This window comes from Micromonospora sp. NPDC023869 (assembly GCF_055559695.1).
Genome location: NZ_JBVHKD010000015.1, coordinates 93,140 through 114,535 on the forward strand (window position 1 = coordinate 93,140; position 21,396 = coordinate 114,535).

Below are 21,396 nucleotides of genomic sequence, written 5' to 3' on the forward strand. Positions count from 1 at the left end.
TCACCCTGTCCGCGATCCGTTACCGATCAGTCGGGAACTGGTCGTGAGCGGCCATCGCCTCCTGCCGGTCGGCCTCCTCGCGCAGGATGGCGCAGTGCAGCCACGCCTCGGGGATGGCGAAACCGTCCACCAGCGTGCGCATCTGCGGGCGCAGCTCCTTGAGCAAACTGTTCACCAGGGCGGTGATCGCCTTGGCGCGGGCCGGGGTGAGTCGGCCGTGCTCCAGGAACCATCCCTTGTGGGCCTCGATGACGCTGAGGGCGTACAGGTCGCAGACGCGGGAGAGCAGGGCCGCGACGGCCGGGTCGCTGGTGGCTTCGATGCCGGCGACGAACGCCTCCAGCGTGACCCGGTCGATGTGCGCGGAGGCGACGGTGAGGACGTGGTCCTGCACGTCGTTGAAGATGTCGAAGGGCCGGTCCCGCTTGGTGCTCGCGCCGTTGCGCAGCCGCCGGACCGCGCCGTCGAGCAGGTGCTTCTCGCGGTCCTCGAAGACGCTGAGCTGCCAACCCCGGTCGGTGACGGCGACCTCCTCGCCCCGGCCGGGTACGGCGCTGACGAGCCGCTCGATGAGCGCCCGCGCGGCGGTACGCTCCAGCACCATCTCGCGGACCTGCTCGGCGACGAAGGACGCCCGCCCCCAGCCGTCCAGCGAACCGAACTCGTCCTTGTAGCCGGTGAGCAGTCCCTTGGCCACCAGTTGCAGCAGGACCGTGTTGTCGCCCTCGAACGTGGTGAACACGTCGGTGTCGGCCTTGAGGCTGGGCAGCCGGTTCTCGGCCAGGTAGCCGGCGCCGCCGCACGCCTCGCGGCACATCTGGATGGTCCGGGTGGCGTGCCAGGTCTGCGCGGCCTTGAGGCCGGCGGCCCGCGACTCCAACTCCCGCTGCCGGTGCTCGTCGACCGGCTCGTCGCTGCCCTGCACCTCGTGGACGACGGCCACCAACTCGGCCTGGGCGAAGTGCAGCGCGTAGGTGGTCGCCAGGGCGGGCAGCAGCTTGCGCTGGTGGGCCAGGTAGTCGTTGAGCAGCACCTCACGGTCGGCGTCGGGGGTGCCGAACTGGCGACGCACGTCGCCGTAGCGGACGGCGATGGTCAGCGCCGACTTGGTCGCCGCCGCTGCCGCGCCGCCCACGCTCACCCGGCCCCGGACCAGGGTGCCGAGCATGGTGAAGAAGCGCCGGGAGTCGTCGGCGATCGGGCTGGCGTAGGTGCCGTCCGCAGCGACCTGGCCGTAACGGTCCAGCAGCATGTCGCGCGGCACCCGGACGTGGTCGAAGCTGAGTCGCCCGTTGTCCACGCCGAGCAGCCCGGCCTTGGGCCCGGCGTCGCCGATCGTCACGCCGGGCATCGGGTTGCCGTCCGCGTCGCGGATCGGCACCAACCAGGCGTGTACGCCGTGCCGCTGCCCGCCGGTCACGAGCTGCGCGAAGACCACCGCCATCCGACCGTCGCGGGCGGCGTTGCCGATGTAGTCCTTGCGGGCGGCCTGGTGCGGGGTGTGCAGGTCGAAGGTCTGCGTCTCCGGGTCGTACGTGCAGGTGGTGCGCAGTTGCTGGACATCCGAGCCGTGACCGGTCTCGGTCATCGCGAAGCAGCCGAGCAGTTCACCGGCGACGATGTCCCGCAGGTGGGCGTCGTGGTGTCGACGGGTGCCGAGCGCCAGCACCGCCCCGCCGAACAGACCCCACTGCACGCCCGCCTTGACCATCAGCGAGAGGTCGACCTGCGCCAGCATCTCACTGGCCACGACCGAGGCGCCGACGTCGGCGCGGCCGCCGTACTCGGTGGGGAAGGACGCCGCCATGCCCAACTCGACGGGCAGCTCGGTGAGCAGTCGACTGATCCGCTCCCGGGCCTGGTCGCCGCTCTCCCCGTACACGGGGAGGAACCGGTCGTCGAGTTTGTCCCGGTGTACGTCGCGGACCTCGGCCCACGGCCCGTCGAGGACCTTCCGCAGGTGGGCGACGTCGACGGGGTCGGACACGGAACGGGGCACGGCTACCTCAACTGACGTCGTCATGGTCGGTTTGTACCCAATCAAGGGTACAAACCTGCCGGTCAGTACAGGTGACCGTCGTCACGATGCCCGGGCGGACTCCGTTCAGCCCGGCAGGCGACCGGCCTCGATGATCCGGGCCAGGAACTGCCGGGTACGCGGCTGCGTGGGCGCGCCGAGCACCTGGGCCGGCGGGCCCGACTCGACCACCCGGCCACCGTCGAGGAAACAGACCTGGTCGGCCACGTCCCGGGCGAAGCTCATCTCGTGCGTGGCCAGCACCATGGTCATGCCGTCGGCCTTGAGGTCGCGGATCATCGTCAGCACCTCGCCGACCAGCTCTGGGTCGAGCGCCGAGGTGACCTCGTCGAGCAGCAGCAGCCGGGGCGAGTTGGCCAGCGCCCGCACGATCGCCACCCGCTGCTGCTGGCCGCCGGAGAGCCGATCCGGGTACGCGTCGGCCCGGTCCGCGAGCCCCACCCGGTCCAGCAGCTCCCGGGCGTGCGCCTCGGCGTCGGCCCGGGACCGCCCGTGCACCCGACGCGGAGCCAGGGTCACGTTGTCCAGCACGCTCAGATGCGGGAAGAGGTTGTACGCCTGGAAGACCATGCCGATGCGGCGGCGTACCCGGTCCGGGTCCACGCCCGGGGCGGTGATCTCCTCGCCGTCCAGCTCGATCGTCCCGTCGTGCAGCTCCTCCAGCAGGTTGACGCAGCGCAGCAGCGTCGACTTGCCGGAGCCGGAGGCCCCGATCAACGCCACCACCCGGTGCTCGGCCACGGTCAGGTCGAGCGAGTCCAGCACCACCCGGCCACCGAACTCCTTGCGCAGCCCCCGACACCGCAACACGTCCACGGTCAGCCTCCGGACTGGCGTCGGGCCGCCCGCAACGTCACCTGGTCGGTGACCGCGATCAGCGGGATGGCGAGCAGGACGAAGAGCACCCCGGCCACGATGTACGGCGTGTAGTTGAACGTCTGGGCGGTGGCGATCTGCGCCGCCCGTACCGCGTCGATCGGCCCGGCCAGGGACACCAGCCCGACGTCCTTCTGCAACGCCACCACGTCGTTGAGCAGCGGCGGCGCCACCCGCCGGACCGCCTGCGGCAGCACCACGTGCCGCATCGTCTGCCGATAGGTCAGCCCCAGCGAGCGGGCCGCCGCGAGCTGGCTGGGATGCACCGACTCGATGCCGGCGCGGAACACCTCGGCCAGGTATCCGCCGTAGGTGAGCACCAGCGCCAACCCGCCCAGCACCAGCACCGGCGGCATGCCCTGCAACCGCAGTCCCGGCACGCCGAGGGTGAGCACGTACAGCACGATGATCAGAGGCAGGCCACGGAACGTGTACGTGTACCCCGCCGCGAGCGCCCGGATCGGGAAGAACACCGGCCCGCGCAGTGTCCGCAGGACGGCGATCAGCAGCCCGAGCAGCAGCGCGCCGATCGCGCAGCAGACCAGCAACCGGACGTTGAGCCAGAGCCCGGCGAGCACCCGGGGCAGCGCGTCCCGGGCGATCTCCGGGTCGAGGAACGATTCGCGTACCCGGTCCCAGCCCGGCGCCCCGGTCACCGCGACCGCGAGCAGCGTGCCGATCACCGCCGTGGAGGCGGCGGCGACCAGCACGCTCAGCACGGTCTGCCGACGGCGGTACGCGTCCCGGGCCCGCTGCGCGGGCGACGGATCGTGGTGGGTGAGGGTGCTCACGTGAGTTCGGGCGCACCCGCCACCTGGGCGAGCCACTGCTGCTCCAGCTGCTTCAGCACACCGTCACCGGCGAGCTGACCGACCGCGCCGCTGACACAGCCGGTCAGCGGCGAGTCCTTGTCCAGCAGCAGCCCGAACGCCTCCGGCGAACCCACCTGCGGGAACTGCCCGACGATCACGGCGTCGTCGATCTCGGCCGAGGTGATGTAGAACGCGGTGGGCAGGTCCACCACCAGCCCGTCGATCTGCCCGTTCTGCAGCGCCTTCTTGGCGTCGTCGTTGCTGTTGTAGACCTGCGGCTCGACCGTCGGCTTCACCAGGTCGGTGATCGCCTGGTAGCTGGTCGTGCCGACCTGGGCGCCGAGCTTGGCATCGCGCAGGTCGGCCAGCGACTTCTTGCCCGCGATCGTGGAGGACTTCAGCGTGATGACCGACTGCCGCACCAGGTAGTACGGCGCGGAGAAGTCCACCGCCCGCTTGCGCTCGTCGGTGATGGAGAACTGGTTGATGTCGAAGTCGAACTCCTTCGGCCCGGGGGCGACGGCGGTGTCGAACTTGACCCGGGTCCAGACCACGTCCGCGCGGGCGTACCCGAGCTTCTCGGCCACCGCGTACGCCACGGCGGACTCGAAGCCCTCGCCGTTGTCCGGCTTGTCGTCGACAAACCACGGCTGGTACGCGGGCTCGTCGGTGGCGATGGTGAGCTTGCCCGGCGTACGGGTGACCAGACTCTCCTTGGTGCAAAACGCCGTCACGGTGGGCATGGGCGCGGGCTCGGCCTGCGGTGCGCAGGCGGCTACCGCGAGCAGCAGGCCGCCGGCGGTGGTGAGGGTGAGGATGCGAGGGGTGCTGACCATGGCGGTCAGCGTACGACCTGCATCGGCGAACGTCGAAGGGGTGTCCCACCATGTCGGTAGGGAATTCCGGTCCCGCCCAGCGGTCGGCACCGACCCGTCCTCACGGCGACCGAGGGCGACTGAGAGAATCCGATTCCGTGAAGACGTTCGAGGAGTTGTTCGCCGAGCTGCAGGCCAAGGCCGCCGCCGGCACCCCGGGCTCCGGCACGGTCGCCGCGCTGGAGAAGGGCGTGCACTTCATCGGCAAGAAGGTCGTCGAGGAGGCGGCCGAGTCGTGGATGGCCGCCGAGCACGAGGGGCCCGAGCGCACCGCCGAGGAGATCTCCCAGCTGCTCTATCAGGTCCAGGTGCTGATGCTGGCCAGCGGTCTCGACCTGAAGGACGTCTACCGACATCTGTGAGTGCCCCGCCGTCGACCTCAACCCGATCGAAGGAGCACTCCGTCATGCTGCGTGTCGCCGTACCCAACAAGGGCGCCCTGGCCGAATCCGCCGCCAAGATGCTGCGCGAGGCGGGCTACCGCCAGCGCACCGACCCGAAGGACCTGGTCTGCCGGGACGAACCCAACGACATCGAGTTCTTCTACCTGCGCCCGAAGGACATCGCCACCTACGTCGGCTCCGGTGACCTGGACGTCGGCATCACCGGCCGGGACCTGCTGATCGACTCCGGCGCGCCGGCCGAGGAGATCGTCGACCTGAACTTCGGCCGGGCCACCTTCCGCTTCGCCGCCCGGCCCGATGACGTCGACGACGTTCGGGAACTCGGTGGGCACCGGATCGCCACCGCGTACCCGGGGCTGGTCGAACGGCACCTGACCGAGCTGAGCGTCAAGGCCGACGTGATCCGGCTCGACGGCGCGGTGGAGAACGCCATCCGGCTCGGCGTCGCCGACGTGGTCGCCGACGTCGTCGAGACCGGCGCCACCCTGCGCCAGGCCGGGCTGGTGGTCTTCGGCGAGCCGCTGCTGCGCTCGTCGGCGGTGCTGGTCCGCCGGGTCGGCGCCGACGCCCACCCGCAGGCCGAGCAGTTGCTGCGCCGGCTGCACGGGGTGCTGGTGGCCCGCCGCTACGTGATGCTCGCCTACGACGTACCCGCCGGGCTGCTGGACCGGGCCAGCTCGCTGACCCCCGGCATCGAGTCGCCGACCGTCTCCCCGCTGCACCGCGAGGGCTGGGTCGCGGTGCAGGCCATGGTGCTGCGCGACGACGTACACCAGATCATGGACGAGCTCTACGACCTCGGCGCCCGGGCGATCCTGGTCACCAACATCCACGCCTGCCGGCTGTGAGGCCGCGCCCGACGGCGCTCGCGCTCGCCCTGGTCACCCTCGGCGGCGTCGCGTCGGCGGCGCAGGGCGCGGTCAACGCCGAGCTGGGGCAGCAGACCGGCAACGCCACCCTGGGTGCGGTCGTCAACAACCTCGGCGGCTGCCTGCTGGTGCTGCTCGGGCTGCTGGCGTTGCCGTCCATGCGGACCGGGCTCGTCGCGCTGCGGCGGGCCCGGCTGCCCTGGTGGTCGTACCTGGGCGGGCTGGGCGGCGCGGCCATCGTGGTGCTCGCCGCCTACGCCGTGCCGGTGCTCGGCGTCGCGGTCTTCACCATCGCCCAGGTCGCCGGCAGCAGCCTCGGCGGGCTGGCCTCGGACCGCTCCGGCCTGGCCCCCGTGGGTCGGCTGCCGCTCACCGCGCCGCGCATCGCCGGGGCGCTGCTCGGGGTGGCCGCGGTGGCCCTGGCGCAGACCGGCCGACCGATCGGTGATCTGGCCGTCGGCGTGCTCCTGCTGGCCGTGCTCGGCGGTGTCGCCGTGGCGTTGCAGGCCGCGCTCAACGGCCGGATCTCCGCCGCCGGTTCGGCCGCCGCCGGAGTCGCGGTCAACTTCGTCGTCAGTACGCCGGTGGTGCTGCTCGTCGCCGCGCTGGCCGGTGCCTTCACCGGCCCGTCCATCAGGTGGCCGAGCGGTTGGCACCTCTACACCGGCGGGTTGCTCGGCGTCGGCATCGTCGCCGCCCTGGTGATCGGCGTCCGCGCGGCCGGCGTCCTGCGCACTGGCCTGGCCCTGGTCGGCGGCCAACTCCTCGGCGCCCTGCTGCTGGACGTGCTGCTGCCGCAGGGCCCCGGCGCCCGGCTGCCGGTCCTGGCCGGCGCCGTGCTCACCCTGCTCGCCGTGCTGGTCGCCAGTCGCGGCCCCCGCGCCGCCACCGCCCCGGCCACCGGCACCCCACCACCACCTCCGGCCCCACCTGCGTCCCCGGTCCCGCCACAGTCCGGTCCGCCGGTGCCGGAGCGGTCGCCGTCGGGTCCGCTGTCGGCCGGTCCGCCCTCGGTCGCCGGGGCCGGGACCGACGGGGACGACGGAGCGGTCCGTGTGGCGCCGGACGACACGCCGGTGCCGAATGGCAAACTGGGCCCATGAGTGAGCGGCAGGACGCGACGCAGGCCAGTGCCGGCACGAGCGAACGCGACCCGGCGGGCGGCACCGACCGGGTCCGCCTGCAACCGCGCCGCATCCGGCTGGTCTGCTGGATCTCGGCGGCCGTACTGGTCGTCGTGTTCGCCCTGATCGCCACCACGCTGACCGGCCCCACCGGCAACGGTTACGGCACCTTCCAGCGCGGCGACCAGTTCGCCATGATCGGGCTCGGTGTCCTCTTCGCCCTCGGCACGCTGCTGTTCACCCGCCCCCGGGTCGAGGCCGACGCCCACCGCATCCGGGTCCGCAACATCATCGGCTCGTACGAGCTGCCCTGGGAGGTCGTCCGCGGCGTCCGCTTCGACCGGGGCGCACCGTGGGCCGCCCTGGAGCTGTACGACGACGACCTGCTGCCGGTGGTCGCCCTCCAGGCCGCCGACAAGCAGCTCGCCGTCGACGGCGTCCGTGCCCTGCGCCGCCTGCACCAGGCGCACCTCACCGCCGTCACCGAGCGCGCCACCCGCTGACCCGCCTCTGCCGCGTGCTGGTTGTCCTGGTCGGTCGCTGTCGCACCGGCCGAACCGCTGCCACGCGGCCGGCCGTCACGCTGCGTCGCCTTCGCCGCTGCACTCGTGTGGTCGGCGGCCTGTCGAGCTGACCGCACGAACGGATCGCCCCGGGTCCGGCCCTCGGTGATGGCGTCGACGGTTCAGCTCGACAGGGCCCGGACCAGACCACCAACCGGCGCGCGGACGACAGACCATCAGCGCAGGCGGGTGGATCAGCGCGGGCGGAGCGAAACAGGGGCGGGTCGGTTTGGGGGCGTGGTTACCGACGGTGTAGTGTGGTCGAGTCGACCAAGCTGTCCGCGTTGCGCGGGCGGCTATGAAAGTGGGGCGCCTGCTCCCACCCGAGTCGCCGACTACGGCGGCCGGGTCCGGTCTCCGGTTCCGGGCATGTCCCGGGCCGGGATGCGCGATCCTGTGATCGTGCCGACCGGTCGAGCGGGCCCTGGCATGCGCCGGGGCCTTCTGCTTTCCGGGTCGGTTCCCAACCGGGAGCCGCCGGGTCGGCCACGCATGAAGAACCGACTCGAGGAGGCCCCATCAGCGTCGAACCACGCGTGAACGAGCAGATCCGGGCACGTGAGGTCCGACTGGTCGGCCCCGAGGGTGAGCAGGTGGGCATCGTCCCGCTGGAGCGCGCCCTTCAGCTGGCCGCGGACGTCGATCTGGACCTGGTCGAGGTTGCGCCCATGGCGCGCCCGCCGGTGTGCAAGCTCATGGACTTCGGCAAGTTCAAGTACGAGAGCGCACTCAAGGCGCGCGAAGCGCGGCGTAATCAGCAGCAGACCGTCATCAAGGAGATGAAGCTCCGGCCGAAGATCGATCCGCACGACTACGAGACCAAGAAGGGTCACGTGGTGCGGTTCCTCAAGGCCGGCGACAAGGTCAAGGTGACGATCATGTTCCGCGGTCGCGAGCAGAGTCGCCCGGAGCTGGGTTACCGGCTCCTGCGTCGGCTGGAGAGCGAGATCTCGGAGCTGGGGTACGTCGAGGCCGCTCCGAAGCAGGACGGTCGAAACATGATCATGGTGCTCGCGCCGCACCGCGCCACCAAGGCCGCCGCGGTCGCCGCGGTCGCCTCCCGGGGCGGAGCGCCCCGGGACCGGGCAGCGGAGGATTCCGCCGCGCCGGAGGCCGGCGAGACCGCAGCAGCCGGTGACACCGGCACCGTCGCCGACAACAGCGGCGAGTAACAGGGGAGAAGACGTTCCACATGCCGAAGATGAAGAGCCACACGGGGACGGGCAAGCGGGTCCGCGTGACCGGTAAGGGCAAGATCATGAAGCAGCAGGCCGGTCTGCGCCACAACCTGGAGAAGAAGTCCTCCACCCGCACCCGGCGGCTGACGGGCCTGGTCGAGGTCGCCAAGTCCGACGTCAAGCGCCTCAAGAAGCTGCTCGGCCGCTGACGCGCGCCAACCTGAGTCCAAGAAGGAGTTGAGATGGCACGCGTCAAGCGGGCTGTGAACGCCCAGAAGAAGCGCCGTACCCTGCTGGAGACCGCGAGTGGCTACCGCGGTCAGCGCTCCCGGCTGTACCGCAAGGCCAAGGAGCAGGTGCTGCACTCGATGCAGTACGCCTACCGGGACCGTCGCGACCGCAAGGGCGACTTCCGGCAGCTGTGGATCCAGCGGATCAACGCGGGTGCCCGTGCCAACGGGATGACCTACAACCGCCTGATCCAGGGCCTGCGCCTGGCCGGCATCGAGGTCGACCGCAAGATCCTGGCCGACATGGCGGTCCACGACGCTCCGGCGTTCGCGGCGATCGTCGAGCTGGCCCGGGCCGCGGTCAAGGCCGAGGGCACCGGCGGCGCGCCGGCTCAGGCCGCCTGATCCCCGCACAACGCAGTGAGGCGTCCCCACGACCGGGGGCGCCTCGCGCGTGTGTGGTGAGGACGACATGACCTTCACGCCGCGTACCCCCCGGGTGGTCGCCGCCCGCCGGCTCCACCGCCGCCGGGACCGCGAGGCCACCGGCCGGTTCCTGGCCGAGGGGCCGCAGGCGGTCCGCGAGGCCCTGGCACGTCCGCGTACGGTGCGGGAGCTGTTCGGCACCCCGGCCGCCCTCGACCGGTACGCCGACCTCGCGGCCGCCGCCGCCCGGGACGACGTACCCGTCTCCGAGGTGACCGAGGAGGCGCTCGCCGCGCTCGCCGAGACCGTCGCACCGCAGGGACTGGTCGCCGTCTGCGAGCACGTCGACGTACCGCTGGAGACCGCCCTGGCCCGAGGCCCGCGCCTGGTCGCCGTACTCGCCGGCATCCGTGACCCGGGCAACGCCGGCACCGTGCTGCGGACCGCCGACGCGGCCGGGGCCGCCGTGGTGGTCTTCGCCGGGGAGGCGGTCGACCCGTACAACGGCAAGTGTGTCCGGTCCTCGGCCGGCAGCCTGTTCCACGTCGACGTGGTCCGCGAACGCGACCCCGCCGAGGTGGTCGTCGCGGCGCGGTCCGCCGGGCTGACCGTGTTCGCCGCCACCGGGCACGGCGCCGACGACCTCGACGACCTGGCCGACGCCGGTCGGCTCGCCACGCCCACCGCCTGGCTGTTCGGCTCCGAGGCGCACGGCCTCCCCGCCGAGCTGGTCGAGGCCGCCGACGCCCGGGTCCGGGTGCCGCTGCACGGGCGTGCCGAGAGCCTCAACCTGGCTGCGGCTGCGGCGGTCTGCCTGTACGCTTCGGCGAGAGCGCAGCGCTGACCTCACACCCCACAAGGAGAGCGGCCCCCATGGTGAACGCGACCTGGCGTTCCTTTAGCCAGCCCGCCGGTGTCGGCGGGCGGCGGGCCTGACCTGCTCCCCACGCGACTCCCACCGGCGGGCTGCGGCGCAGCCGCGCGTCCGTAGACTCGCTTCGCCGCCCGTGAGGGCCGGCACCGCCGTGAGGGAGTGCCCGTACGCCATGAGCTACCGCAACGATCCGTACGACCCGAAGCAGGTCGCCCTGCTCGACCCGGCCGCCCTGGCCGAGGCCGTGACCGAGGCCGAGAAGGCGTTCGCCGCCGCCGGTGACCCCGACGCGCTGGCCGCGGTGCGCCCGGCGCACCTCGGTGACCGCGCCCCGGTCTCGCTGGCCCGCCGGGAGATCGGCGCGCTGCCGCCGGCCGCCAAGTCCGACGCCGGCAAGCGGGTCAACGAGGCCCGCCGTGCCATCGAGCAGGCCCACGCCGCCCGCGCCGAGGTGTTGGAGCGTGAACAGGCCGAGCGGGTGCTGGTGGAGGAGCGCGTCGACGTGACGTTGCCCTACGACCGGCGGCCGCGTGGCTCCCGGCACCCGATCAGCCAGCTGACCGAGCAGATCAGCGATCTGTTCATCGGGATGGGCTACGAGGTGGCCGAGGGACCCGAGGTCGAGTTGGAGTGGACCAACTTCGACGCGTTGAACATCGGACCGGACCACCCGGCGCGCGGCCTGATGGACACCTTCCACATCGCACCCACCGAGGAGTCCGGGCTGGTCCTGCGGACCCACACCTCGCCGGTGCAGGCGCGGACCATGCTGACCCGCAAGCCGCCGATCTATGTGGTCGTGCCCGGCCGGGTCTACCGCACCGACGAGTTGGACGCCACCCACGCGCCTGTCTTCCACCAGGTCGAGGGCCTGGTGGTGGACAAGGGCATCACCATGGCCCATCTGCGCGGCACCCTGGACCACTTCGCCCGGGCGATGTTCGGCGAGGGTGCGCGGACCCGCTTCCGGCCGCACTACTTCCCGTTCACCGAGCCGTCGGCCGAGTTCGACGTGTGGTTCCCGGAGCACCGCGACGGCCCCCGTTGGGTGGAGTGGGGCGGCTGCGGCATGGTCAACCCGCGGGTGCTGCGCGCCTGCGGCATCGACCCGGAGGTCTACTCGGGGTTCGCGTTCGGCATGGGCATCGACCGCACGGTGATGTTCCGGCACGGGGTCAGCGACATGCGGGACATGGCCGAAGGTGACGTGCGGTTCACGCGCGCGTTCGGGGCCGGGGTGTAGGGCGACGGGTTCGAGTCACGGAGACGGTGGTCACAAGTCATGCGAGTTTCTGTCAGTTGGCTGCGGGAGTACGTCGACCTCCCGGCCGACCTGCCCGCCGCCGACCTGGAGCGGGCCCTGGTCGACCTCGGTATCGAGGTCGAGTCGATCGTGGACCTGGCCGACACGGTCCAGGGGGCGCTGGTGGTCGGTGAGGTCCTCGAGATCGAGGAGCTGACCGGGTTCAAGAAGCCGATCCGGTTCTGCCGGGTCGACGTCGGCGCCGCCAACGGCACCGGCGAGCCGCAGGAGATCGTCTGTGGGGCGCGCAACTTCGCCCCGGGCGACCGGGTGGTGGTGATCCTGCCCGGTGGTGTCCTGCCGGGTGGCTTCGCCATCGGCGCCCGCAAGACGTACGGGCGCAACTCCAACGGCATGATCTGCTCGGAGCGCGAGCTGGGCCTCGGCGACGACCACGACGGCATCGTGGTGCTGCCCGAGGGCACCGCCGCCAAGCCCGGCGACGACGCCCGACCGGTGGTCGGCCTCGACGACGTCGTGGTGGAGGTGGAGATCACCCCGGACCGGGGTTACCAGATGTCGCTGCGGGGTCTGGCCCGCGAGTTGGCGCTGGCCCTCGGGGTCGGCTTCCGGGACCCCGGTCTGGTTCCCGCGCCGGCCGGCACGGACGCACCGGCGTACCCGGTCGAGGTCCGGGACACGGTCGGCTGCGACCGGTTCGCGGCCCGGCTGGTGCGTGGCGTGGACCCGACCGCGCAGAGCCCCGACTGGATGCAGCGGCGGCTCACCGTCGCCGGCATCCGCACCATCTCGCTGCCGGTGGACATCACCAACTACGTGATGCTGGAACTCGGCCAGCCGATGCACGCCTTCGACGCGGACCGGATCACCGGCGCGCTGGTGGTCCGACGGGCCGAAGCGGGCGAGAAGCTGACCACGCTCGACGGGGTGACCCGGGCGCTGGCGCCGGAGGACATGGTCATCTGCGACACCGGGGCGCCGAACCCGCTCGCCGGTGAGGGCGTGCCGATCTCGCTCGCCGCCGTGATGGGTGGCGAGACCAGCGAGGTGGTGCCCGGCACCGTCAACGTGCTGTTCGAGGCCGCGCACTGGGACCCGGTGATGGTCGGGCGCACCGCCCGCCGGCACAAGCTGTTCAGCGAGGCCGCGAAGCGCTGGGAGCGGGGCGTGGACCCGGCCCTGCCGCTGGTCGCGATCGAGCGGGCGGTACGGCTGCTCACCGAGTACGCGGGCGGCACCGTCGCCGACGAGGTGCTGGACATCGACCACGTCGCACCGCGTACGCCGGTGGTGCTGCCGGTCGACCTGCCCACCCGGCGGGTCGGCGTCCAGTACCCGCCGGCCCGGGTGGTGGCCCTGCTGGAACAGGTCGGGTGCACCGTCGCCCGGGGCGCCGACCGGCTCGCCGAGGACGCGGGCGAGGTGGGTGCCGTGGCCGGTGTCGAGGCGCTCAGCGTCACCCCGCCGACCTGGCGGCCCGACCTGACCGATCCGGCCGACCTGGTCGAGGAGGTGGCCCGCCTCGACGGGTACGACAAGGTGCCGTCGGTGCTGCCGACCGCGCCGCCCGGGCGGGGGTTGACCGCGCGGCAGCGTCGTCACCGCGCGGTGTGCCGCTCGCTCGCCGAACGCGGCTTCGTCGAGGTGCTGGCGCACCCGTTCGTGGCGGCCGAGCTGGCCGACCAGCTCGGGCTGCCCGCCGACGACCCGCGTCGCCAGGCGGTCCGGCTCGCCAACCCGCTGTCCGAGGAGGAGCCGCTGCTGCGGACCGCGCTGCTCGGTCCGCTGCTCGGCATCGTCCGCCGCAATCTGGGCCGTGGCCTGCGGGATCTGGCGGTGTATGAGACCGGCACGGTGTTCCGTGCGCGTCCGGGTGTCGGACGTCCGCCGGTGATGGGCGTCGACCGGCGTCCCACCGACGAGGAGTTCGCCGCCGCCGACGCGGTCGTCCCGGACCAGCCCCGGCACGTCGCGGTCGTGCTGACCGGCGACGTCGAGCCGGCCGGCTGGTGGGGCGGGGGTCGGGCCGCCGGCTGGGCGGACGCCGTCGAGGCGGGTCGGGCGGTGCTCGCCGCCGCCGGGGTGCCGCAGGACAGCATCGAGGTGCGGGCCGCCGAGTACGCCCCCTGGCATCCCGGCCGGTGCGCCGCGTTGCTGGTGGACGGCACGGTGGTCGGTCACGCCGGTGAACTGCACCCGACGGTGCTCGCCACGCTGGAACTGCCCCGCCGGACCAGCGCCATGGAGCTGGACCTGGACGCGTTGCCGGAGGCGCCCGTGGCGCTCGCACCGACGGTGTCCGGCTTCCCGCCGGCGCTGATCGACGTGGCGCTGGTGGTGGACGAGTCGGTCCCGGCGGAGTCGGTGCGGCAGGCCCTCACCGAGGGCGCCGGTGACCTGCTGGAATCGGTGCGGCTGTTCGACGTGTACGCCTCCGACCAGTTGGGCGCGGGCCGCAAGTCGTTGGCGTACAAGCTGACCTTCCGCGCATCCGACCGGACGCTGACCGTCGAGGAGGCGGTCGCCGCCCGGGACGCCGCGGTGGCCCGTGCCGCCGAGCGCTTCCAGGCGACCCTGCGCGGCGCCTGACAAAGATGAAAGGAAGGGTCCCCTCCTAACGCCTCGTGCATAGGAGGGGACCCTTCCTAACATCCGGTGGTGCTCCGGTCAGGTCTCGTCGTCGAGGCAGCCGAGGGTCCGCAACCCGTCCAGGTCACGGACGGTCATCCGCCGGTAGTCCGTGTCCACCAGGCCCTCGTTGCGCAGCTCCCGGAGACTCTTTTGGATCGAGGTCTCGGAGGCGCCGCAGATCGTGGCGAGCTCCGACTGGGTCAGCCGGACGTCGATGACGACCCCGCCCGCCGCCTGCCGGCCGTGGGTGCGGGACAGCTCCGCCACCACCCTGGCCACCCGGATCGTCACCGGGTAGGAGGTGAAGTCGATCCGCCGCCGGTTGGACCAGCGCAACCGATCCGAGACCATCGCGGCGAGTTCGAGCGCGGCGTCGGGATGGCCCTTCAGGAACGCACGGAAACGGTCGGACGGGATCACGCTGAACCGGGCGGGCCCGCAGGCGGTGACGGTCGCCGAGCGCGGCTGATCGTTGAGCGCCGACATCTCCCCGACCAGGTCGCCGCCGACCCGCAGGGACAGCAGCGCGGTACGTCCGTCGGCCAGCGCCGCGGTCACCTTCGTCAGACCGTCCTCGATGAGGATCAGGTGGGACTCCCGCAGGCCCTCGTGGATCAGGATCTGACCGGCCGGCACCCGGCGGCGGACCCCGAGATCCAGGAGAGCGGCCCGTACGCCAGGACCCAGTCGCTGAAGAAAGGTGCCGTGAGGCCACTCCGGAATCTGGGGTGGATCTCGCCGCATCAAGGCTCCCACTCTGCTCAGCCAACGACAGCGGTCGAAGCGTAACCGGTCGCCTACGATCTTCGGCGCCCGCCGGAGCAGAGCCGCCGTGAGCAGGTAGCCGACCAGCAGACCGATGGTCGGCAGCAACTCCAGCTCCAGCCCCAGGAGCAGGTCGATCGGGACCGTCCACATACGGCGAGTACACCGTGCCGCGCCGACCGCAATGCCCGCACAGGACGGGATGACGGTTGGTCGACAACCGATGCGATGCCGTACTTCTACGGGGTCTGCGCCTGTCGTCGCGGCTTGGATGTCCCCTGGTGCCAGGACCGGCAGGGTGTGGTGACGAAGGGGAGACGACATGCGACATCCGGAGCGGCGGATGCTGATCTGCGTGGACATGGAGCGCTACAGCGGGCGCGGCAACGTCCAGCAGTACGAGGCGCAGCAGGACTTCCACCGCCTGCTGCGGGAGGCGGCCGCAGAGGTCGGCCTGCAACGGGAGGGCTGGACGACGCAACAGTCCGGTGACGGCGAACTGGCGATCCTGCCGCGCGAACTGCCCGAGGCACATCTGATCGGCCGGTTCGTGCCGGAGCTGAACCGCCGGCTGCGTCGCCACAACGTCAGCCGACTCCCGTCGGCCCGCATCCGGCTGCGGATCGCGGTGCACCAGGGCATGGTGCACCTGGACGGGGCCAACGGCTTTCCCGGCCAGGCGGTCGTACTGGTGAGCAGGCTCTGCGACGCCGCACCGGTCCGCCGTGCGCTGGCCGCGTTCCCGGACGCCGGGATCGCGCTGGTGGTCTCCTCGGACATCTATCGCGACGTGGTCACCGAGTATCCCGAGCAGATCCGCCCGGACCGGTTCCAGCGGATCGACGTGCGCATCCCGGACAAGCGGTTCGAGGCCCAGGCATGGCTCTGCGTCGTGGACGAGGACATCGCCTCGTGGACGGGCGGTGAGTCGCCGGAGCCGTCCGGTGAGGTGGGAGAGAGCAGGTCGGAAGAGGCGGCGGGGGCGGGTGCCGGGCGGGGTGGTGCCGCCGCGTACCGGACCCCGGATCCGTCGGCCGGCGGGATCCGCACCGGTGACATCCGAGTCGACGGCCAGAACGCGGTGGGACACGGCGCCATGGCGATCGGCTCGGTGGGGCGGGACGTCCATCTTCGTCCTGGCACAGACCGATGATCGACCCGAACCCGCCGTCGGCGCCACACGACACCGTGCCCGGCCCCACGCCGGACACGCCGGAGTCCGCGCCGGAGAGCGGTGAGGCTTCACCGCCGGTCGACGACGGTCCGACACCGGAGGCCGGTGCGGGCACGTCGGGGTCGGCGGAGCCGACCGAGCCGGAGGACGTCGAGGATCCGCTGGATCCCGGCGACGTGCTGCGCCGACTGGCGGGTCTGCTCGGCGGCGTGGCCGGCGTCGAGGTGGGCGACGTCCTGGTGCGGGGACAGAACGCCACCGGCCACGGCGCGATGGCGATCGGCACGGTCAACGTCACCGCGACAGCGGCGCAGGCGGGTCGCGTCTGGGCCGAGACGCTCAGCGCGACCATCGTCGGGGACGTGGTGTACGGCTACGCCCCGGCCGCCAGTGACCAGCAGCTCGACCGTGTGCTGAAGCAACGGCACGTGGTGTGCCTGTCCGGCCCTGCCGGCAGTGGTCGCTTCACCTCGGCGCTGGTCGGAGCAGCCCACCGGCACGGCCTCGACCGGGTCGGCGTGCTCGGTGTCGCGCAGCCCGCCGATTTGCTCGGTGGTGCCACCGGCCCCCGGTCGGGGTGCGGGTACGTCCTGCGGCTCACCGACGAGGCGGTGCTCGGTGTCGACGGCTACACGTTGGTCCGGTTGGCGTCGCGGGCCGAGACCGAAGGGGTGACGCTGCTGCTGGTCGGTGACTTCTCCCGACGGGCCCGGGATCTCGGCGGGCACGTGATCGAGCATCGACCGGCGCCGGCCGGGGAGGTGTTCCGCGCCCGCCTGCGACGGGAACTGGCCGGACGCTGCGTCGGCTTCTGCGCCGACCGCTGCGACGGGGAGTGCCTGGAGCGGTACGTGGAGGAGGAGTGCGCGCGCCATCCGCTGCTCTCCGCCTATCTCGCCGCCGAGCCCCGGTCGCGTGAGGTGGTGCCGGTGGTCGAGGCGATCGCCCGGACGCTGCCCCGCGCCGGCCAGCTCACCGACCGACTGGCGCAGTTGCTTCCCCAGCAGCTTCGTGAGCGCGCCGCGCGCATCCTCGATCCGCAGGACGACGTCGGCCGCTCGGTGGGCTGGACCGATGAACAGGTACGCGCGTTCCGGCTCTCCTGTGCGGTGTTGGCGGGGCTGTCGACGGCGGAGATCCGGCTCGCCGCCGGCCGACTGGTGGCGGCCGAGACGCCGGAGCGTCCGCCGGGGGCCGTCGTGCCGGAGCGGGCACCGGCTGTCGCGGTACGGCTGCGCGGCGCCGCGCTCGACGACCTGCTCGGGACCACCCTGCGTGCCGCGGTGGTGGTGGATCCGGCCGACGGATGGTCCGCCGGTGGCGTACGGGTGCAGTTCGCGGCGGGCAGTGAGGATCTGCGATCGGCGGTGCTCGACGTCGCGTGGGCCGAGTGGTGGCCACCGGAGGTCCTGCTCGGCTGGCTCGCCGACCTGGTGCGCACCGACCTGCCGGAGGTGCGCCAGGCTGCGGCGGGGGCGATCGGCTGGTCTGCCGGTCGGGACGTCCGGGCGGCCCTGGACACCGTGCGGGACCTGGCCCGGGACCGGCGGGCCGGGGTGCGGCAGGCCGCCGCGATCATCCTGGTCGCGATGGCCCTGCAGCCTCGCCTGCGCCAGCGGGTACGGGTCGAGTTGGACGGCTGGGCCGCCGGGACGGCCGCTCATCTGCGCGACACCGTGGCCCGCGCCCACGAACTGGGGTTGGCCCGTCTCTGGCCGGACGCTGCCCTGGTCCAGCTGCGGATGGTCGCGTCGGCGCGGATGCAGCGGTGGAACAACTCGGTGTCACGCGGGCTGGTCGAGGTGTACCAGGGTGGGAACGCCGCCGCGCTCATCCCCGACCTGGCCGAGTGGACCCGGTCCAGCGACCGGGAGGTGCGGCTGCACGCCGCGCGGACCCTCCGGGTGCTGGCGGAGCGGTGGGCGCCGGCACCTCGGGAGCAGTGGCCGGAACTGCTGGACCTCACCCGGGCGGAGATCGTGTCCCGGCACGACCTGGCCGAGCTCTGGGCGACGGCGTTGAGCCTGCCGGAGACGGCGTACCGCGCCTGGCGGACGCTCGGCTTCTGGCTGGACCGGGCCGACGGTCAACCCGAGGTCGCCGGAGACGTGCTGGCGCTGCTGCGGCTCGTGCTGGCCGGACGGCCGCCGCTGCGCCGCAGGCTCGACCACCAGTTGCGGCACGTGTGGCGTCCGGTCATGCCGCGCAAGCCGCTGCTCGACGATGTCGGACGACTGATTCGTGAGGACAGCCGATGACCACTCCATCCCCTGGTAACCCGCATGTTCGTCATTCCCTACCCCGTCAGCCGCAACGTTCGTGGTGGCAGCGGATCTTCTCGCCGATGCCCGTACCGCCCCCGCCCACGCCTCGGCCCGCGCCGGTGCGGGTCACCTTCCGGCAGGACGTGCCGAAACCGATGCTGGTGCCGGCGAAGGGCGAGGCCTTCGACTTCTGCCTGTACGTGGCCTACCTCTGGACGGCGTCGAACATGCCCTTCGAGGAGTTGCAGATGCGGGCCGAGGGCCTGTTGCCCTGGGCACGGAGCATCGTCCGGGAGCGGGTGATCGACCTGGCCCGCGAGTACGAGCCGCACCGGGCCCACGATCTGGAGCGGGCGCTGAACAACGTGTTGATGCACCAGCGGTGGCCGCAGGACGGGGGAAGTCTGCCGCAGTTCGGGGTACGCCTGCGGGTCAGCCCGGAGGAGCGGGTACGCGAACGGCTCCGCCCGTACTGGGAGGAGCGGATCAGACTGGAGTGCGACCACGAACTGCAGAAGATCCGGGCCCGCCAGGCCGACGAGTTGACCCGCCGCTGGGGCGCGGTGCTGCGGGATCTCGAGGACGACCCGGTCACCGCCCACGCGGCGGCTCTGGCCGGGCAGCAGTTCGCCGAGATCTTCCGGCGCTACGTCGAGGAACGCCGGGGCAGCGTGCCGGACCTGGTGCGGCTGCTGCGGGAGGCGGTCAAGGGGCACAACGACCTCGCTCTCGGGCCGTCGGAGTACACGCAGGCGTGGGACGTGGCCCTGCGCACGTACGAGCGGCAGCACGGATTGTCCGAACAGGTCACCTGAGGGGTTGAGGCGCTCGCAGAGATGTTAGGAAGGGTCCCCTCCTATGCACGAGGCGTTAGGAGGGGACCCTTCCTTGCATCCAGGGCAGAGATCGGCCGAAAGGCGCGTATCGATAGCTGTTTGGTTACCCGCGAGTCACGTCCGAGCGGTTAGCCTGCTTGGATTCCGCGCACCGAGGCCGATCGCCCCGCCACCCCCACGGGAGTCCCCTCATGTCCGACGAGCCACCCTCCGCGGTCGACGTCTGCATAGTCGGTGGTTGTGGCCGGGTCGGCCTGCCACTGGGCATCGCCTTCGCCGCCCGTGGGCTCTCCGTCGTGCTGTACGACCTCAACGCCGACGCGGTCGACACCGTCAACGCCGCCACGTTGCCGTTCGCCGAGGCGGGTGCCGCCGCACCGCTGGCCGAGGCGGTCGCCACCGGTCGTCTCCGGGCCACCACCGACCCGGCGGCGGTGGGCCTCTCCGAGCATCTGGTGGTCGTCGTGGGGACCCCGGTCGACGAGCACCTCAACCCGGATCTCGGCGCTGTGCCCCGGGCTCTCGAGCGGTGCGCCGAGCACCTGCGGGACGGGCAGCTCGTGGTGCTGCGCAGCACCGTCTATCCGGGCGTGACCGCGCTGACCGAGAAGCTGCTGGCCGCCAAGGGGGTGCACGCCGACGTCGCCTTCTGTCCGGAGCGGATCGCCGAGGGCCACGCGATGACCGAGCTGTTCGCGCTGCCGCAGATCGTCGCCGCGCGTACGCCGGAGGCACAGGCTCGGGCGGAGCGGTTGTTCCGGCACCTCACCGAGCAGATCGTGCCGTTGCAGCCGGAGGAGGCGGAGCTGGCGAAGTTGTTCACCAACACGTGGCGCTACATCAAGTTCGCCACCGCCAACCAGTTCTGGATGATGGCCAACGACGTCGGGCTCGACTTCGCCCGGATCCGGCACGCGGTGGCGTACGACTACCCGCGCGCGGCGGACCTGCCGATGCCGGGGTTCGCCGCCGGACCGTGCCTGTTCAAGGACACCATGCAGTTGGCCGCGTTCAACCGGAACAACTTCGTGCTCGGCCACTCGGCGATGCTGATCAACGAGGGGCTGCCGCTGTACCTGGTGTCCCGGTTGGAGGACCGCTTCGACCTGGCCGCCTCGACGGTGGGCATCCTCGGGATGGCGTTCAAGGGCGGCAGCGACGACCCTCGGGAGAGCCTGGCGTACAAGCTGCGCAAGATCCTGGCCTTGAAGACCCGGGAGACGCTCTGCACCGACCCGTACGTGGTCGACGAGCGGTTCCTCGACCTGGACGAGGTGCTGCGCCGCTCGGATCTCCTGGTGATCGCGGCTCCGCACGAACAGTACGCCCGCCTCGACACCGACCGACCGGTGATCGACATGTGGGGCCTGACCGGGCAGGGGGTGCGGGTGTGAACCCGCGCGTCTCGGTGATCGTGCCGGTCTACGACGAGGGCGGGGCGATCGTCCGCTGCCTGGAACGGATGCTGCGGGAGCTGATGCTCCCCGCCGAGGTGCTCATCGTGCACGACCAGCCCGAGGACACCACGGTGCCGTACGTCGAGCAGATCGCGCGGACCGATCCTCGGGTGCGGGCGGTGCTGAACACCTACGGCCGGGGACCGGCCAACGCGATCCGGTTCGGCATCGACGCGGCCCGGGCGCCGGTCGTGGTGGTGACGATGGCCGACGGCTGTGACGACCCCCGGCAGATCGACGAGCTGGCCCGGCTGGTGGACCGTGGGGTGGTGGTCGCGGCGGCGTCCCGCTACATGCCGGGCGGCCAGCAGGTCGGCGGTCCACGGTTGAAGCGGCTCATGTCCCGCTGGGCGGGCCGGAGCCTCTACACCTTCGCCCGGGTCGGCACCCGGGACGCCACCAACAGCTTCAAGGCGTACGACACCGCGTTCGTGCGGGAGGTCGGCATCGAGTCGCGGACCGGGTTCGAGATCGGGCTGGAGTTGACCGCCAAGGCGACCCGGCTGCGGCTGCCGGTGGCGGAGATCCCGACGATCTGGCTGGACCGGCCGCTCGGCGAGTCCCACTTCGACCTGGGGCGCTTCCTGCCGGGCTACCTGCGTTGGTACTTCTTCTCCTACGGTCGACGGCTGAGCCGGGAGAAGCTGGCCGCCCGGCGCGGTCCGGCGGTCGTGGCGGTCCCGCGCGGCACCGAGTACGACAAGCGCGGCACCGAGTACGAGAAAACGGCTTAGGA

20 protein-coding genes are annotated in these 21,396 nt (G+C 72.1%); 15 read left to right on the forward strand and 5 right to left on the reverse strand.

The window, feature by feature from the left end; genetic code table 11:
* Window positions 1-19: 19 nt before the first annotated feature.
* The 4 genes from ACZ31C_RS29100 to ACZ31C_RS29115 all read right to left on the reverse strand — a co-directional run bounded on the left by ACZ31C_RS29100 (window position 20) and on the right by ACZ31C_RS29115 (window position 4,562).
* Window positions 20-2,023 carry an acyl-CoA dehydrogenase family protein gene (locus ACZ31C_RS29100; RefSeq protein WP_465798004.1) on the reverse strand — a complete coding sequence of 668 codons (2,004 nt, stop codon included), beginning with the start codon at window positions 2,021-2,023 and terminating at the stop codon, window positions 20-22.
* Between the two features lie 81 nt (window positions 2,024-2,104).
* Complete coding sequence (locus ACZ31C_RS29105) at window positions 2,105-2,854, reverse strand: amino acid ABC transporter ATP-binding protein (RefSeq protein ID WP_396751901.1); 750 nt, start codon at window positions 2,852-2,854, stop codon at window positions 2,105-2,107.
* 2 nt (window positions 2,855-2,856) lie between these two features.
* The gene (locus tag ACZ31C_RS29110) at window positions 2,857-3,705 is read right to left on the reverse strand and encodes an amino acid ABC transporter permease (RefSeq protein WP_396751898.1); all 849 of its coding nucleotides are present in this window, start codon (window positions 3,703-3,705) and stop codon (window positions 2,857-2,859) included.
* The gene (locus ACZ31C_RS29115; protein WP_465798005.1) at window positions 3,702-4,562 is read right to left on the reverse strand and encodes an ABC transporter substrate-binding protein; all 861 of its coding nucleotides are present in this window, start codon (window positions 4,560-4,562) and stop codon (window positions 3,702-3,704) included. The genes ACZ31C_RS29110 and ACZ31C_RS29115 overlap by 4 nt, the downstream gene beginning before the upstream one ends.
* Window positions 4,563-4,699: 137 nt before the next feature.
* Between ACZ31C_RS29115 and ACZ31C_RS29120 the strand changes: the two genes are divergently transcribed.
* The 10 genes from ACZ31C_RS29120 (at window position 4,700) to pheT (ending at window position 14,122) form a co-directional block, all read left to right on the forward strand.
* Complete coding sequence (locus tag ACZ31C_RS29120) at window positions 4,700-4,963, forward strand: phosphoribosyl-ATP diphosphatase (RefSeq protein WP_088947482.1); 264 nt, start codon at window positions 4,700-4,702, stop codon at window positions 4,961-4,963.
* A 44-nt stretch (window positions 4,964-5,007) separates the two neighbouring features.
* Window positions 5,008-5,853 carry an ATP phosphoribosyltransferase gene (hisG, locus tag ACZ31C_RS29125; RefSeq protein WP_465798006.1) on the forward strand — a complete coding sequence of 282 codons (846 nt, stop codon included), beginning with the start codon at window positions 5,008-5,010 and terminating at the stop codon, window positions 5,851-5,853.
* On the forward strand, window positions 5,850-6,977 hold the full coding sequence (locus ACZ31C_RS29130) for a DMT family transporter (protein ID WP_465798007.1): 1,128 nt from the start codon (window positions 5,850-5,852) through the stop codon (window positions 6,975-6,977). Before hisG ends, ACZ31C_RS29130 begins: the two co-directional genes overlap by 4 nt.
* Window positions 6,974-7,501 (forward strand): PH domain-containing protein, encoded by a 528-nt coding sequence (locus ACZ31C_RS29135; RefSeq protein ID WP_465798008.1) that lies wholly within the window; start codon window positions 6,974-6,976, stop codon window positions 7,499-7,501. The genes ACZ31C_RS29130 and ACZ31C_RS29135 overlap by 4 nt, the downstream gene beginning before the upstream one ends.
* A 596-nt stretch (window positions 7,502-8,097) precedes the next feature.
* Entirely contained in the window at window positions 8,098-8,733 is a 636-nt protein-coding gene (infC, locus tag ACZ31C_RS29140; RefSeq protein WP_350700095.1) for a translation initiation factor IF-3, read from the forward strand.
* A 20-nt stretch (window positions 8,734-8,753) separates the two neighbouring features.
* On the forward strand, window positions 8,754-8,948 hold the full coding sequence (gene rpmI / locus ACZ31C_RS29145) for a 50S ribosomal protein L35 (protein WP_117230163.1): 195 nt from the start codon (window positions 8,754-8,756) through the stop codon (window positions 8,946-8,948).
* A 33-nt stretch (window positions 8,949-8,981) separates the two neighbouring features.
* Entirely contained in the window at window positions 8,982-9,374 is a 393-nt protein-coding gene (gene rplT / locus ACZ31C_RS29150; protein ID WP_117230164.1) for a 50S ribosomal protein L20, read from the forward strand.
* Window positions 9,375-9,441: 67 nt separating this feature from the next.
* The gene (locus ACZ31C_RS29155; RefSeq protein ID WP_449955892.1) at window positions 9,442-10,239 is read left to right on the forward strand and encodes a TrmH family RNA methyltransferase; all 798 of its coding nucleotides are present in this window, start codon (window positions 9,442-9,444) and stop codon (window positions 10,237-10,239) included.
* A gap of 202 nt (window positions 10,240-10,441) precedes the next feature.
* Window positions 10,442-11,512 carry a phenylalanine--tRNA ligase subunit alpha gene (pheS, locus tag ACZ31C_RS29160; protein WP_465798009.1) on the forward strand — a complete coding sequence of 357 codons (1,071 nt, stop codon included), beginning with the start codon at window positions 10,442-10,444 and terminating at the stop codon, window positions 11,510-11,512.
* 39 nt (window positions 11,513-11,551) lie between these two features.
* Window positions 11,552-14,122, forward strand: a complete 2,571-nt coding sequence (gene pheT, locus ACZ31C_RS29165) for a phenylalanine--tRNA ligase subunit beta (protein ID WP_465798010.1) — start codon at window positions 11,552-11,554, stop codon at window positions 14,120-14,122.
* Window positions 14,123-14,200: 78 nt separating this feature from the next.
* Here pheT and ACZ31C_RS29170 read toward each other — a convergent pair whose 3' ends face one another.
* Entirely contained in the window at window positions 14,201-15,082 is an 882-nt protein-coding gene (locus ACZ31C_RS29170; protein ID WP_465798011.1) for a Crp/Fnr family transcriptional regulator, read from the reverse strand.
* Between the two features lie 169 nt (window positions 15,083-15,251).
* Here ACZ31C_RS29170 and ACZ31C_RS29175 point away from each other — a divergent pair, with 169 nt between their 5' ends.
* The 5 genes from ACZ31C_RS29175 (at window position 15,252) to ACZ31C_RS29195 (ending at window position 21,394) form a co-directional block, all read left to right on the forward strand.
* Window positions 15,252-16,082 carry a hypothetical protein gene (locus ACZ31C_RS29175; RefSeq protein ID WP_465798012.1) on the forward strand — a complete coding sequence of 277 codons (831 nt, stop codon included), beginning with the start codon at window positions 15,252-15,254 and terminating at the stop codon, window positions 16,080-16,082.
* Window positions 16,079-18,361 (forward strand): hypothetical protein, encoded by a 2,283-nt coding sequence (locus ACZ31C_RS29180; protein WP_465798013.1) that lies wholly within the window; start codon window positions 16,079-16,081, stop codon window positions 18,359-18,361. Before ACZ31C_RS29175 ends, ACZ31C_RS29180 begins: the two co-directional genes overlap by 4 nt.
* An 86-nt stretch (window positions 18,362-18,447) precedes the next feature.
* A complete protein-coding gene (locus ACZ31C_RS29185; RefSeq protein ID WP_465798014.1) occupies window positions 18,448-19,182 on the forward strand; it encodes a hypothetical protein in 735 nt (244 codons plus the stop codon).
* 212 nt (window positions 19,183-19,394) lie between these two features.
* The gene (locus ACZ31C_RS29190; protein WP_465798015.1) at window positions 19,395-20,597 is read left to right on the forward strand and encodes a nucleotide sugar dehydrogenase; all 1,203 of its coding nucleotides are present in this window, start codon (window positions 19,395-19,397) and stop codon (window positions 20,595-20,597) included.
* A complete protein-coding gene (locus ACZ31C_RS29195) occupies window positions 20,594-21,394 on the forward strand; it encodes a glycosyltransferase family 2 protein (protein WP_465798016.1) in 801 nt (266 codons plus the stop codon). The genes ACZ31C_RS29190 and ACZ31C_RS29195 overlap by 4 nt, the downstream gene beginning before the upstream one ends.
* The last annotated feature ends 2 nt before the right edge of the window (window positions 21,395-21,396 follow it).

Bases quoted from the DNA above. Each gene is read 5' to 3' on its own strand.
- ACZ31C_RS29100 (WP_465798004.1), bottom strand. From the start codon at position 2,023: ATGACGACGTCAGTTGAGGTAGCCGTGCCCCGTTCCGTGTCCGACCCC.
- ACZ31C_RS29115 (WP_465798005.1), bottom strand. From the start codon at position 4,562: ATGGTCAGCACCCCTCGCATCCTCACCCTCACCACCGCCGGCGGCCTG.
- hisG (WP_465798006.1), top strand. From the start codon at position 5,008: ATGCTGCGTGTCGCCGTACCCAACAAGGGCGCCCTGGCCGAATCCGCC.
- ACZ31C_RS29135 (WP_465798008.1), top strand. From the start codon at position 6,974: ATGAGTGAGCGGCAGGACGCGACGCAGGCCAGTGCCGGCACGAGCGAA.
- rpmI (WP_117230163.1), top strand. From the start codon at position 8,754: ATGCCGAAGATGAAGAGCCACACGGGGACGGGCAAGCGGGTCCGCGTG.
- rplT (WP_117230164.1), top strand. From the start codon at position 8,982: ATGGCACGCGTCAAGCGGGCTGTGAACGCCCAGAAGAAGCGCCGTACC.
- ACZ31C_RS29155 (WP_449955892.1), top strand. From the start codon at position 9,442: ATGACCTTCACGCCGCGTACCCCCCGGGTGGTCGCCGCCCGCCGGCTC.
- pheS (WP_465798009.1), top strand. From the start codon at position 10,442: ATGAGCTACCGCAACGATCCGTACGACCCGAAGCAGGTCGCCCTGCTC.
- pheT (WP_465798010.1), top strand. From the start codon at position 11,552: ATGCGAGTTTCTGTCAGTTGGCTGCGGGAGTACGTCGACCTCCCGGCC.
- ACZ31C_RS29170 (WP_465798011.1), bottom strand. From the start codon at position 15,082: ATGTGGACGGTCCCGATCGACCTGCTCCTGGGGCTGGAGCTGGAGTTG.
- ACZ31C_RS29175 (WP_465798012.1), top strand. From the start codon at position 15,252: ATGCGACATCCGGAGCGGCGGATGCTGATCTGCGTGGACATGGAGCGC.
- ACZ31C_RS29180 (WP_465798013.1), top strand. From the start codon at position 16,079: ATGATCGACCCGAACCCGCCGTCGGCGCCACACGACACCGTGCCCGGC.
- ACZ31C_RS29185 (WP_465798014.1), top strand. From the start codon at position 18,448: ATGCCCGTACCGCCCCCGCCCACGCCTCGGCCCGCGCCGGTGCGGGTC.
- ACZ31C_RS29190 (WP_465798015.1), top strand. From the start codon at position 19,395: ATGTCCGACGAGCCACCCTCCGCGGTCGACGTCTGCATAGTCGGTGGT.